Source organism: Streptomyces sp. RKAG293 (genome assembly GCF_023701745.1).
Classification (GTDB): domain Bacteria; phylum Actinomycetota; class Actinomycetes; order Streptomycetales; family Streptomycetaceae; genus Actinacidiphila.
This window is the reverse complement of record NZ_JAJOZB010000001.1, coordinates 8,425,864-8,437,804: the sequence shown is the minus strand read 5'-3', so window position 1 is coordinate 8,437,804 and position 11,941 is coordinate 8,425,864. Positions and strand designations below refer to the sequence as shown.

Sequence of the window (11,941 nt, the reverse complement as noted above, 5' to 3'; positions counted from 1 at the left end):
CACCGGCGTCCGCTCCGCGGTGGTCAGGCGTTCCGCAGCGGTCAGGCGTTCCGCTCGCCGTTGCGGCCGCTGCCGCCGTCGGCACCGTCCTTCTCGACCCAGTAGTCGCCGTACGCGAGATTGCGGGACGGGGTGTGCTTCCCGCTGGGCGTGGCCGCCGCCGTCCGGTCGCCGTCCTCGCGGGGCCGGGTGGGGGCGCCGGGCAGCCATTCGTCGCCGACCTCGCCGAGCGGGTGGCCCATGGGCAGGCTGAAGGGGGCCTCTACGGCTCCTTGGCGACGGCTGCGCTCCGACATGACCATCCGCTCCTCACAGCAGGGGCTACCGAGCCGATCCTGACCCGGGTGCCCCGGTCGCGCCACACCGGCAGGCCAATCGAGGGACGCGGACCACCCGGGCGGCGGACACCGGCGGAGCGGACAGCGGCGGGCGGACAGCGGCGGGCGGACAGCAGCGGGCGGACATACTGATGGGCCCGGAGGGAGCCCGGGCCCACAGCTGGACCCAGTGTACGGAAGCACATCGCGGCCATCAGGGATCCGGTGGAGGATCTCCGGCAGACACGGCCTAGCCGGGTACCAGATCCACCCACACCCGCTTGCCTCCGGCCCGGGGGACCACACCCCAGCCGCCGGAGAGCCGCTGCACCAGGTTCAGACCGTGCCCACCGGGCAGGTCCGGCCGCGCCGGCCGCACCACGGGCAGGACCGTGGAGGAGTCGTCCACGGCGATCCGCAGCCGCCGCTCGTCCCACATCAGCCGCAGGCCCACGGCGCCGGAGGCGTGCCGCACCGCGTTCGTCACCAGCTCCGACACCAACAGCGCCACCACGTTGTAGTCCGGCCGCCAGTGCGCGGGCCAGCCGAACCCTTCCAGCTGTGCACAGGCCCAGGCCCGCGCCTCCGCGACGCCGCCCTTCCCGCAGGAAACCTTCAGAAACCGCTCAACCATCATCGAGAATCACCCTCGTCAGCCTTCCTTCCTGGGACCGGCGACCCCACCACCCAGCGCCTCCCGGCCGATTCACGCCTGTCCTGCGCCTGCCCGCCCCGGCGCGATCCACCACCCCCGCACTCCCCCCGATTGCCCCGGACGCTTCCCTTCCGCTCCGGAACCGGTGGGACGGGAACAGGTGATCGAGCCCAGTGGGGCCGAATGCCGCCCCTAAGGTGTGCCCATGACAGCAGCGATCGCGGCCGAAGGCCTGCGCAAGCGGTACGGGGACGTGCAGGCCGTCGACGGCGTCGACCTGGAGGTGAGGTCCGGGGAGTTCTTCGGGGTGCTCGGGCCCAACGGGGCCGGGAAGACCACGACCCTCGAAATCCTGGAGGGGCTGCGCAAACCGGACGAGGGCAGCGCGCGGGTACTGGGACTGAGCCCGTGGCCGCGCAACTCCGCGCTGCTGCCGCGCATCGGGGTGCAGCTGCAGGCGTCCGCGTTCTTCGAGCGGCTGACCGCGCGCGAGCAGATCGTCACCTTCGGCTCCCTGTACGGGGTCGGGGCGGCGCGGGCGGACGCGATGCTGGCCCGGGTCGGGCTCGCCGACTCGGCGGGCACCGCGGCCGAGAAGCTGTCCGGCGGCCAGGCCCAGCGGCTGGCCATCGCCTGCGCCCTGGTCCACGACCCGGAGCTGCTGTTCCTCGACGAGCCGACCACGGGTCTCGACCCGCAGGCCCGCCGCAATCTGTGGGATCTGCTGCGGGAGATCAACGCCGGGGGCCGGACCGTCGTGCTGACCACCCACTACCTGGACGAGGCCGAGATCCTCTGCGACCGGGTCGCGGTGATGGACCACGGGCGAATCCTGAAGACCGATCCGCCGGCCACCCTGGTCAGGGAGCTGGACGCACCGACCCGGCTGACCGTGGAGTCCGGCCGGCTCACGGCCGACCGGGCACGTGAGCTGCTGGCCGGGTCCGGAACGCGGGCCGATGTCGCCGACGACGGCGTGACCCTGACGATCGCCACCCGCACCCCGGCTCCGGTGCTCGCCCTGCTCGCGGAGCAGGACGCGCTGCGCGGCCTGGAGGTGCGCGGGGCCACTTTGGAGGATGTGTTCCTGCAGCTCACCGGACGGGAGTACCGCGCATGACCGCCTTTCGCTCCCTCGCCAGGGCCCAACTGCTGGGCTGGAGCCGCGACCGCGCCGCGGTCTTCTTCACGGTCCTGTTCCCGCTGCTGTTCCTGCTGCTGTTCGGCTCGCTGTTCAAGGGTGCCTCCGCACCCCACATCACGCTGCTGCAGAGCGGCCCGGTCGCCCTCTTCGACTCCATGACGCCGGACCAACGGGCCCAGCTGAACGAGGAGGTGACCCTGGTCCGGGACGACGACCAGGCCGGCGCCCTCGAAAAGGTCAGGAACGGCGACGACGACGGTCTGGTCGCGCAGGGGCCCGACGGCCGGCTGGTGCTCCGCTACTCCGTCGCCGACGCCACCCGCGCCGCGACCGTGCAGGGCGTCGTCAACGGCATCGTCCAGCAGGCCAACCAGGAGGCGAGCCACGCTCCGCCCACGTACGTCCTCCAGGCGTCCCAGGTCGAGGATCTGTCGACCAAGCCGATCCAGTACCTCACACCGGGCCTGCTGGGCTGGGCCATCGCCACCTCCGGCACCTTCACGGCCGCGCTCACCCTGGTGGTGTGGCGCAAGAAGTTCATCCTGCGCCGGCTGCGGCTGGCCCCGGTGCGGCTGCCCGCCGTGGTGGCCGCCCCGGTCGCGGTGACGCTCCTGGTGGCGCTCGTGCAGACCGCCGTGTTCCTCGGGGTGGCGACGCTGCCGTACTACGGACTGAAGCTCACCGGACAGTGGTGGATCGCGCTGCCGCTGGTGCTGTCCGGGTCGTTGGCGTTCATGTCGATCGGCCTGCTCGTCGGATCCTGGGCGAAGACCGAGCAGACGGCCACGGCGGCCGCGCAGTTGATCGTGCTGCCGATGGCCTTCCTGTCCGGATCCTTCTTCCCGCTGGACAGCGCTCCCGGCTGGCTCAAGACGGTCTCGACCGTGCTGCCGCTGCACCATCTGTCCACCGCCATGCAGAACGTGCTGACCAGGGGCGGCGGCTGGGGCGACGCACTGCCGACGATCGGCGGGCTGCTGCTGTTCACCGCGGTGCTCACGCTGCTGGCGGTGCGGCTGTTCCGCTGGGACGACGCGTGAGCGGCGACGCGGCGGACGGGCCGTGCCGGCTGCTGCGGAGCGCGACCGTCAGCGGATGACGCCCGCGGCCGTCGCGGCGGTGATCCAGGAACCGAACTCCTGCGTGAGCCGCTGATAGAGCTCGGCGTCCGACAGCGCGCGGGGATCGTCGCCCGCGGGGAAGAACCCGGCGTTGTCGACCACGCGCTTGGCCGGTACCGGCAGGTCGTCGAGCTTGCGCAGGAAGTCGAACTGGCTGTCGTCGGGGTCCCCGAAGGCCACGAACTGCCAGAAGATCGGCAACCGGGCGGCGGTGCACAGGACATGCTCGGCGGCGGTCCTGGAACTGGGGCTGCCGTCGGTCTGGAAGATGACGAAGGCCGGATCGGTGGCGCCCGAGTCGGCGTAGTGGTCGATGACCGCCTGCATGGCCAGGTGGTAGTTGGTGCGGCCCATGCGGCCGAAGCCCGCGTGCAGGGCGCCGATCCGGCCCTCGTAGTCGGTCAGGCCGAGGTCGGCGACACCGTCGACCTCCGTGGAGAAGAAGACCACCGGCACCACACCGTCGTCGTCGAGGTTCGCGGCCAGGCCGAGCGCCTGCTCGGCGAGGTGCTGGACGGTGCCGTCCTTGTAGTAACGGCGCATGCTCCCCGAGCGGTCCAGGACCAGATAGACCGCGGCGCGCTGCCCGGCCATCCCGGCCTTCTCCAGCGAGACCCGGGCCGACTTGTACAGGTCGACGAGCCGGGGCGCGCTGTCCCGCACCTTCACGAGATCGATCGCCGGGCCGGCGGCGGGGCGCTTGACGTAGTCGATGGCCATGAGATTCCCCCGTGCGAGCTGCGAAAGCGACCTTGGGAGAACGGTACGTCCAACCCGCCGGGCACCGGACCCCGTTGGGATCCTGCGCGGCTCGGCGCCGCAACAGGTCGTTGGTCCAACGCGAGCTCCTGCACGGAGTGCCGCGGCGAACAGCTACGCCGTGTGACGAGCGTCAGCCAAGCTCCTCGAAACGTTCACCCAGAGTGACGTCTCCTATCACCTGAACAGGTGAATCAACCCCGCAAAGGGTGTTCCCACCAATCCGGGCAAACAGACTGCAACGAACACCTATTGGTGATCGAAGCGGCGATCGGCCCCTTGTGCGCGGACGCCGCGCACGGCGGGCGCTGGGCGTTCGCTCTTCGTCACCGGGCCCTCCGCCGACTCCTCTCGGGTCACGTCATACAGGCGGAACGGTCCGGACGCCGTTCCCGCCCGCCGCGGACGGGGACGGCGTCACACCGCCCTCCCTGAATTCTGGAGCCCTTCATGTCCACCGACACCGCACCTCCCCAGGACCGTGGGGCGGACCGGCTCGGCGCCACCGCCACCCTCCCCGGACAGGCCCAGGCGGCCTACGGAGTCCTGGGGGTCCAGGGGACGATCCCACCCGTCCGGGTGGAGGAGCGGGATCTGACCTTCGACGGCTTCCGCTTCACCTGCCGCATCGTGCGCCAGGGCACCCCGCGCACCGAGCCGGTCCTGGTCCTCGGCGGATCGTCCCAGGACCGCAACTCCTGGGTGCGCCACGAGAAGTGGCTGGCCCCCCTGGGCCAAGTGATCACCGTCGACCTCCCCGGCTACGGCACCGCCGACTTCCTGCCCGCCAAGTACGGGGTGGACTTCCTGGCGGCGGCCGTCCGCCACCTCGTCGAGGAGCTCGGCCTGCCCCGGATCAACCTCGTCGCCGCCTGTTACGGCGGGGCCATCGGGCTGCGCTTCGCGCAGCACTACCCCGCACTCGTCAAGCGCCTCCTGCTGGTCGGCATGACCACCCGCATCCCCGCCGGCTACGCCGAGGCGATGGAGCGCTGGTCCGTCATGATCGAACGCGGCGAGACGGAGCCGATCGCACGCGAACTCGCGGACCGCTTCATGTCCCCTCCGGGCACCGGCCACGTCCGCAAGCACGCCGCCGTCGCCCGGCTGGTCTATCAGCAGATCGTCGGCCAGAGCCCCGAGGAACTGCGCAAGTCCGCCGAGCACAACACCCGGTTGATGCGCCACGAGTGGTACCGCCCCGAACCGGCGCCCGCCATCCCCAGCCTGGTGGTCACCGGTGAGTACGACACGCTGACCACCCCCGAGATGGGCCGCGAGGTGGCCGCCCAGCTGCCCGCGGCGTGGTTCACCACCATCAAGGAGACCGATCACCTGGCGCCCGTCGAGCGCATCGCGGACTTCGCCGACCTCGTCACCCGTTTCTGCACCGATCTGTCGCTGACCGACCTGCCCTACGGGAACACCACGGAGCGGCTCGGGACGAGCCTCACGCCACGCTGAACCGCGGGTCGTCGCGCATGACGAGGAGCCCGGCCCCCCCGTGCGGGCCGGGCTCTCCGCCGGGTTCTGCACCTGACACTTCCCCGGCCACCGGCCGGTCACATCACCGGCCCTGTCGGCCGGCGCACTCAGCCGGCGATGCCGATCGCCCGGCCGGCCGTCTCGGGGCGCTCCAGGACGTCGAGCATGCAATGGGCGACGTCGGCGCGCGAGACCGACCAACCGCCCCGTACGTTCTGTTCGTACGCGGTGCGGTAGGTCCCGGTCAGGGCCTTGTCGGTCAGCTTCGGGGGCCGGATCACGGTCCAGTCCAGCGTGCTCTCGCGCAGGATGTCCTCCATCCGCGCGAGGTCGGCGTAGTGGTCCCGCAGTGCGGCCTTCACCAGCCGGCCGAACACCTGACGCATGAGGAATCCGTCGCCGGGATCGTGCTTCGGCGGGTTCGGGATTCCGGGTGACGGCACCGTGCCGATCGGGGCCGCGCTGACGACGACGATGCGCCGGACGTCCGTCGCCCGCATCGCCTGGACCATGGCCCGGGTCCCCTGCCAGGCGACGCCCGCCTCGGACTTCGAGCGGGCCCCGAGGCCGGAGAGAACGGCGTCCGCGCCGCCGATCGCGGACTGGAGTGTCGCCGGGTCGGCGGAGGCCAGGTCGGCGGTGACGATGCGGATGGGTCCGGACACCTTGTCCGGGTTCCGCACGACCGCGGTGACGTCATGGCCCGCCCCGACGGCCTGGTCGAGGATCTGCCGGCCGATCCCGCCGGTCGCGGCGAAGATGGTGAGCTTCACTGGGTGCTCCCTGTGTCGTGGTCACCATCTGAGAGCGGCCCGGCCACTCGCGATGTGACATCCACGCCAGGGATGTGGCCCACGTCTCGTCCGCTGCCCGGGACGGCCCGCGGGAGAGAGCGGGGGTTCCGGGAAGAGGCCGGGCCGGCGGGGCGCCGGCCTCCTCCCGCACCCGGGGTGTCAGCCGCGGACGATGTTCTCCGCCTGCGGTCCCTTCTGGCCCTGCGTGACATCGAAGGTCACATGCTCGCCCTCCGCGAGCTCGCGATAGCCGGTGCCCGAGATGTTGGAGTAGTGGGCGAAGACGTCGGCGCCGCCGCCGTCCTGGGCGATGAACCCGAAGCCCTTTTCCGAGTTGAACCACTTCACCGTGCCGCTGGCCATCGTTTCTGCATCCTTCGTCCGTGACAGTGCCGCCCGCAACGGGCGCCGCGGACACCCCGGATCAGGATGTCCGCCACCGTTCTACCCCACCTGCGGCCCGCTTATACGACCGCTTCGGTGCGTGATCACGCCGCCGCGGACGGCCCGCGACCGCCGCGTCCGACCGGTACGGTGACCGAGCGTTCTCACCTCACCGGAAGGCGTCCGCGTGGGTGCGGGGACGCCTCACCGCTGGTCGAGGGTGCCCATGGCGACGCGGTGTTGGTGGACGCGTAGGTGCAGGGTGGCCAGGTCGAGCAGGGGGGTGCCGATCTGAAGGGCGCGGGCGTGCACGAGGAAGTCGCCGAAGAGGTGCTCGACCTCGGTCGCCCGGCCGGCCACGACATCGCGGTACAGGGAGGGCGCGAACGGCCCGTCCTGCTTCACCATCCCGGTGATCACGCCGAGTTGGCTCTCCGGAACGGGGAAGCCGGCGGCGTCCGCCACCGCGGCCGTCTCGGCCAGGACGGCGAGCGCGAAGTCGGATCCTCCGGGGACGGCGTTGACGTCACCGACCGTGCCGCGCATCAGGCAGGTCACCGCACCGACGGTGGTGATGAAGACCCACTTGTGCCACATCGCCGCGACGATGTCCTCCGGGACGCCCACCGTGATGCCGGCGCCGTCCAGCAGGGCGCGGACTTCGTCCAGCCGGGCCGAAGGACGGCCGTCCTGTTCGCCGATGTCCAGGTTAGCCAACGGGGCCAGCCGGACGATGTCCCCTTCCGCGTTCAGAGTGGTGATGACCTTCGCCACCCCGCCGAGCACCGGCTGCGCGCCGAAGCGCGCGGTGAGCTCTCCGAGATGGGCCATGCCGTTGAGGAGGGGCACGATCGTGGTCTCCGGGCCGATCGCCGGGGCCACGTCGTCGATGGCCTGCTGGAGAGCGGTGGACTTCACCGACAGCAGGACCAGGTCGTAGGGCGTGGTCAGTTCGGATGCGGTGATGAGCCGTGGCGTGATCACTTCTTCCTCGCCCAGGCCGGTGATCCGCAGACCCCGCTCCCGCAAGGCGGCGGCGCGGTCGGCGCGGACGAGGAAGGTGACGTCACGGCCCGCCTTGACGAGGAGGGCGCCGAAGAAGCCTCCGGTGGCTCCGGCACCGACGACCAGGATCTTCATGAGGAGCAGCCTTTCCTTGACGGCGATCAGGCGACCAGTCTCACAGCGGGGCGCACCCAGCGGTGAAAGGGGGTGCGGGTGTGGCGCCTACGAGGATCGCCGGCGCAGGCGCGGGATCCGGTCGAAGACGGCGGCGATCCGGGCGGCCTGGTCGAAGAGGGCCGCCGGACGCGACCGGTCGCCGTCGAGGTGGGTGAGCGTCTCCATGCCGAGGTAGAACGCCACGGCCGCGCTGGCCACCACGGGCACCCGCACCACGGATGCAAGCGGTTTGCCGCGCAGCAACGTGGTCAGCAGCTCCTCCGCCAGTTCCTCCCATCGCCGGGTCTCCAGCGACAGTTGGGCGGCCAGCCGCGACCCGGGCCGCGCCCCGGCGTAGATCTCCTGGACGGCGGCGATGTGCCCCACCGCGGTGTCCTCGTCGTAGAGCGTCCGCAGCATCTCGACCGCGCGCCCGGCGCGGTCCACGTCCGACAGCTCGGCCCGGTACCGTTTCGCGCGCGCCTCGCAGGTGTGCGCCAGCGTCGCCACCAACAGGTCGTCCAGATCGGTGAAGTGGTAGTAGATGACGCCGGGCGCGAAGCCGCCCGCCTGCGCTATCGCCCGCGCGGTGGTGCCGCCGAAGCCGTGCGCAACAAGGCAGGACAGGGCGGCGTCGAGTACCCGGCCACGGGTGTCAGACAACGCGCACCACCCGGACGCCGTTGGCGGCGAGGTACGTCTCGAGCCGGCGCGCCAGCTCCGGCAGCTGATGACTCGGCACCTGCGGGTACAGATGGTGTTCGAGGTGGTAGGTGAGCTCCAGGAAGACCGCCGGGATGATCCGGCCCCGCAGCGTACGGGTCTGGGTCAGCGGCGTGTCGCCGTAGTCGTGGTGCGGCAGATACACCGTCAGCAGTGGGTACACCCAGCTTCCGGCGATCATCATGACCGCGTAGGCCAGCACTCCGGGCGTGTACGGCCAGAGCCATACGCCGCCGCCGAGCACCGTGACGGGCACGGCCGCCTCCGCGAGCAGCCAACCGCGGTCGCGGCCGCGCCGGTAGGACCAGAACCAGAGGCGGACCAGGAACACCGGTCCGTGCAGCAGCGCACCGAGGAACGACAGGTCGGCGGGGTGTCCCTCCGGGTCGTCGGGGTGCGGGAAGAGCCGGTGGTGCTGGGTGTGCGTGGCGCGGTACGCGTGCCCGCTCTCCAGCAGCACCAGCCCGGTCGCGAACAGCGCCCAGTCGGTGGCCCGCGCCGACAGGCCGATCGTGCGGTGCACGACGTCGTGCGTGACGGTGACGACCGAGACGAAGACACCGAAGACGATCACCGGTGTGAGCCACCACCAGCGCAGCCACGCCGCGACGGCGAAGAGCGACACCCCGGCGAACGGACGGCACAGCGCGATCAGCCGCCGCCTTCGCGAGGTGACCAGCAGGTCCGCACCGAGGTCGGCCAGGCTGGGCTGGCGGGTGGCGTCGGGCTGGTCCACGGGGTGGGACTGCTTCACCGGGTCGGTCCCTTCTCGCGCAGCATGCCCTCGGCGACGATGCGGCTGCCCAGCACACAGGCGACGGTGCCCAGCCCGGGCCAGGTCGAGTCCCCGACGAGCCAGAGGCCGGGTCCGCCGAGATCGTGCGGGACGGCGTGTTGATTGGTGTTGCGCAGGTGCTGGCGCGGGCCGCCGACCGCGCCGCCCGGACGGAACCCGAAGCGTTCGTAGCTGCGGGGTGTACCGGTCTGGGCGATCACCGCCCGTTCCCCCAGCCGCGGGTAGGCCCGCCGCGCACAGCTGACGAGCCGTTCGCCGATCTCCTTCTTGCGCTGCTCGTACGCGGTCGCGTCGAGCCCGGCCCAGTCGGCCAGATCCGTGTGCGTGGAGATCATCACCGCCCGGTGGCCCGGCGGGGCGCTGAGCGGGTCCCCCGGCTCGGAGACGGAGACGAACATGTTGTTCCCGTCGCCCAGCGGCCGGTCGTACGACTGCAGCAGTTGATGGTGAGTCAGTTCCTGGCCGGACACCTCGGCATCGGGCACCCCGAGGAACACCACGCAGGCACCGCCGGATGCGTCCGCGTCGCGCTCCAGGAACGGCCGCAGCCTGCGGGCGACCGGCAGCGTTGCGCAGATCCTGGCGGTGGTGACGGCGGGTATCGCGCACACGACGCGCCGGGCCAGGAGATCGCCCTGCCGGGTCGTCACCCGATAGCTCCCGGCCTCGCCGTCGACGCGGGACACCTCGCACCCCGTGCGGAGCCGGCCGCCGAGTCCCCGGTAGTGCGCCACCAGGACCCGCCAGAACCCGTGCATACCGCCGGCGTGCCGGCTGAGTCCCGCGCCGCGGATCGTCACACCGAGCGCCGCGTTGATCAGCGGCGCGTCGTCGACACCGGTGTGCACGGTGTCCTCGACGAGCATGCCGAGCAGCCCGACCAGCGCCGCGTCGTCCCGCAGACCGTGGGCGCGCAGCGCGTCCCCGAGGGTCCGGTTCACATGGCGGGCGAGCGGTACCCCGGCGAGGCCGATCGCCCGCAGGTCCCGCAGCGCGTCGGCGGGACCGCGGACCGGCAGCCGCACACCCGACCGGCTCGCCCGCCAGAAGGTGCCCGCCAGCCGGTCGAGCAGGTCCCAGAAGCGCCGGTGCCGGTCGGTGTCACCGAGCATCCGCAGCCGCTCGGCATGCCAGGCGGCCGGATCCCGGTGCAGCACGACCTCGCGGTCGGGCAGGAAGGCCCGGTAGCCCGGCAGTTCGTGGGCGTCCAGTGGTGCGATGCCGGTGCTCTCCAGCAATTCGGAGCCGACCCCGCCGGGTGCGAAGTCGACCAGCGTCGTCGCGCCGACGTCGAAGGAGAAGCCCCGCTTGCGGTAGTAGCCGGCACACCCGCCGGCGTGGCCGTGCGCCTCCAGCACCACCGTGGACCGTCCGGCGGCCTGCAGTCGCAGCGCCGTCGCCATTCCGGCCATACCGCCGCCGATCACCGCGACGTCCACCGGCCCGAGTTCGTTCTGAACGTTCGTTCTGAACATGCGTTCAGGATGGTGGGCAGCACTGCGCGGGTCAATACCCGGGCACGGGAGGTTCTTCAGGACAAGGGTGGCCGGCGGGTCCGGCAGGCAGAGTCCCGCGAAAGCCGGGGGCGGGAGATAGGTACACTGGCCACGTATCCGGTGAGCGAGGTCAGAGCGAGTGGTCAGTGCCTCAACCCGCCCTCTGGGAACGGTTGATGGCATTGCGCCGGCGCCTCCTGCGCACACCTCCTGACCCCGACAGGAGACCACGTGGCGTCCCTTCCCCCGAAGCAGTCCTCCGAGCGACCCGACAGCTCCGAGCCCCGCTTCTCCGACACCTTCGCGCGCCGCCCCACGGTGCCCCGGCGCGGGCTGCTGCCCGGCCGGCGGGTCTGGGCGACCACCGTCGCCGCGGCGGCGGTGGTCGGCATCGCCGCCCTGACGGTGCCGCTGATCAGCCATATCGATCTCACGATGGAGACGGCGGCAGCCGACCGTCCGGTGGTCACCGCATCGTCCAAGGGGACCCCGACCACCCCCGCCGCGACCCCGTCGCAGACGTCCTCCGTGACGCAGCCGCGGTCCCAGGCGACGGCACAGCAGCCCGTCGCCCCGAACGGGCCCGGTTCGGTCGCGGCCCCGCCGGCCCCGCCCGCGGGTCAGCCGCAGAGCAGGCCCCGGACGAACCCGCCCGTCGCGGTCCCGCCCAAGGCCCCCGCGCCGAAGCCCAAGCCCTACATCGCTCCCGGCTCCGCCGTGGTCGGCACGGGTTCGGGCCGCTGCATCACCGTCCCCGGCGGCAAGGGGACCGACGGCCTCGCTCTGCAGATCGGCACCTGCAACGGGGCCAACAGCCAGCGTTGGGACTTCCAGTCCGACGGCACGGTCCGGTCGATGGGCTACTGCATGGACGTGGCCTGGGGATCCCATGACGACGGGGCCCTCATCCAGCTGGCCCGGTGCAGCGGCAACCCGGCCCAGCGCTTCATCATGAGCGGCGCCGGCGACCTGGTGAACCCGCAGGCCGACAAGTGCGTCGACGTGGCGAACAACGCCACCGCGAGCGGCTCCAAGGTGCAGTTGTGGACCTGCAAGGGCACGCCCAACCAGAAGTGGCGGCTGCGCTGACCCGAAAGGGGCAGCCG

General features: G+C 71.7%; 13 protein-coding genes. 4 read left to right on the top strand and 9 right to left on the bottom strand.

All coding sequences use genetic code 11. From position 1 onward, the window contains the following. Positions 1–41: 41 nt before the first annotated feature. On the bottom strand, positions 42–296 hold the full coding sequence (locus LNW72_RS37175) for a hypothetical protein (RefSeq protein ID WP_250979430.1): 255 nt from the start codon (positions 294–296) through the stop codon (positions 42–44). Positions 297–567: 271 nt separating this feature from the next. Further along, entirely contained in the window at positions 568–954 is a 387-nt protein-coding gene (locus tag LNW72_RS37170) for an ATP-binding protein (RefSeq protein ID WP_250979429.1), read from the bottom strand. A gap of 223 nt (positions 955–1,177) precedes the next feature. Between LNW72_RS37170 and LNW72_RS37165 the strand changes: the two genes are divergently transcribed. After that, positions 1,178–2,092: an ABC transporter ATP-binding protein gene (locus LNW72_RS37165; RefSeq protein ID WP_250979428.1), complete on the top strand. Its 915-nt coding sequence runs from the start codon at positions 1,178–1,180 to the stop codon at positions 2,090–2,092. Then, positions 2,089–3,156: an ABC transporter permease gene (locus LNW72_RS37160; protein WP_250979427.1), complete on the top strand. Its 1,068-nt coding sequence runs from the start codon at positions 2,089–2,091 to the stop codon at positions 3,154–3,156. Before LNW72_RS37165 ends, LNW72_RS37160 begins: the two co-directional genes overlap by 4 nt. Positions 3,157–3,204: 48 nt before the next feature. On the opposite strand, the gene LNW72_RS37155 is transcribed toward LNW72_RS37160, so the two are convergent. After that, complete coding sequence (locus LNW72_RS37155) at positions 3,205–3,957, bottom strand: VWA domain-containing protein (protein WP_250979426.1); 753 nt, start codon at positions 3,955–3,957, stop codon at positions 3,205–3,207. Positions 3,958–4,446: 489 nt separating this feature from the next. On the opposite strand from LNW72_RS37155, the gene LNW72_RS37150 reads away from it, so the two are divergent. Beyond that, positions 4,447–5,460 carry an alpha/beta fold hydrolase gene (locus LNW72_RS37150; protein WP_250979425.1) on the top strand — a complete coding sequence of 338 codons (1,014 nt, stop codon included), beginning with the start codon at positions 4,447–4,449 and terminating at the stop codon, positions 5,458–5,460. Positions 5,461–5,588: 128 nt separating this feature from the next. Here the strand turns inward: LNW72_RS37150 and LNW72_RS37145 are convergent, their stop codons facing one another. The 6 genes from LNW72_RS37145 to LNW72_RS37120 all read right to left on the bottom strand — a co-directional run bounded on the left by LNW72_RS37145 (position 5,589) and on the right by LNW72_RS37120 (position 10,814). After that, positions 5,589–6,254, bottom strand: a complete 666-nt coding sequence (locus tag LNW72_RS37145; protein ID WP_250979424.1) for an NAD(P)H-binding protein — start codon at positions 6,252–6,254, stop codon at positions 5,589–5,591. A 180-nt stretch (positions 6,255–6,434) separates the two neighbouring features. Continuing rightward, positions 6,435–6,638 carry a cold-shock protein gene (locus tag LNW72_RS37140; RefSeq protein WP_138354363.1) on the bottom strand — a complete coding sequence of 68 codons (204 nt, stop codon included), beginning with the start codon at positions 6,636–6,638 and terminating at the stop codon, positions 6,435–6,437. A 225-nt stretch (positions 6,639–6,863) separates the two neighbouring features. Beyond that, the gene (locus LNW72_RS37135) at positions 6,864–7,799 is read right to left on the bottom strand and encodes a 2-dehydropantoate 2-reductase (protein ID WP_250979423.1); all 936 of its coding nucleotides are present in this window, start codon (positions 7,797–7,799) and stop codon (positions 6,864–6,866) included. 87 nt (positions 7,800–7,886) lie between these two features. Beyond that, positions 7,887–8,483, bottom strand: coding sequence for a TetR family transcriptional regulator (locus LNW72_RS37130; protein WP_250979422.1), 597 nt, complete (start codon positions 8,481–8,483; stop codon positions 7,887–7,889). Further along, positions 8,476–9,297, bottom strand: a complete 822-nt coding sequence (locus LNW72_RS37125) for a fatty acid desaturase (RefSeq protein WP_250979421.1) — start codon at positions 9,295–9,297, stop codon at positions 8,476–8,478. Before LNW72_RS37125 ends, LNW72_RS37130 begins: the two co-directional genes overlap by 8 nt. Beyond that, positions 9,294–10,814 carry an NAD(P)/FAD-dependent oxidoreductase gene (locus LNW72_RS37120; protein WP_250979420.1) on the bottom strand — a complete coding sequence of 507 codons (1,521 nt, stop codon included), beginning with the start codon at positions 10,812–10,814 and terminating at the stop codon, positions 9,294–9,296. The genes LNW72_RS37125 and LNW72_RS37120 overlap by 4 nt, the downstream gene beginning before the upstream one ends. A gap of 252 nt (positions 10,815–11,066) precedes the next feature. On the opposite strand from LNW72_RS37120, the gene LNW72_RS41850 reads away from it, so the two are divergent. Beyond that, positions 11,067–11,924, top strand: a complete 858-nt coding sequence (locus LNW72_RS41850; protein WP_308402102.1) for an RICIN domain-containing protein — start codon at positions 11,067–11,069, stop codon at positions 11,922–11,924. Positions 11,925–11,941 lie beyond the last annotated feature (17 nt).

Coding starts and splice junctions, on each gene's coding strand:
- LNW72_RS37155 (WP_250979426.1), bottom strand. CDS start 3,957: ATGGCCATCGACTACGTCAAGCGCCCCGCCGCCGGCCCGGCGATCGAT.
- LNW72_RS37160 (WP_250979427.1), top strand. CDS start 2,089: ATGACCGCCTTTCGCTCCCTCGCCAGGGCCCAACTGCTGGGCTGGAGC.
- LNW72_RS37175 (WP_250979430.1), bottom strand. CDS start 296: ATGTCGGAGCGCAGCCGTCGCCAAGGAGCCGTAGAGGCCCCCTTCAGC.
- LNW72_RS37135 (WP_250979423.1), bottom strand. CDS start 7,799: ATGAAGATCCTGGTCGTCGGTGCCGGAGCCACCGGAGGCTTCTTCGGC.
- LNW72_RS37140 (WP_138354363.1), bottom strand. CDS start 6,638: ATGGCCAGCGGCACGGTGAAGTGGTTCAACTCGGAAAAGGGCTTCGGG.
- LNW72_RS37120 (WP_250979420.1), bottom strand. CDS start 10,814: ATGTTCAGAACGAACGTTCAGAACGAACTCGGGCCGGTGGACGTCGCG.
- LNW72_RS37150 (WP_250979425.1), top strand. CDS start 4,447: ATGTCCACCGACACCGCACCTCCCCAGGACCGTGGGGCGGACCGGCTC.
- LNW72_RS37170 (WP_250979429.1), bottom strand. CDS start 954: ATGATGGTTGAGCGGTTTCTGAAGGTTTCCTGCGGGAAGGGCGGCGTC.
- LNW72_RS37165 (WP_250979428.1), top strand. CDS start 1,178: ATGACAGCAGCGATCGCGGCCGAAGGCCTGCGCAAGCGGTACGGGGAC.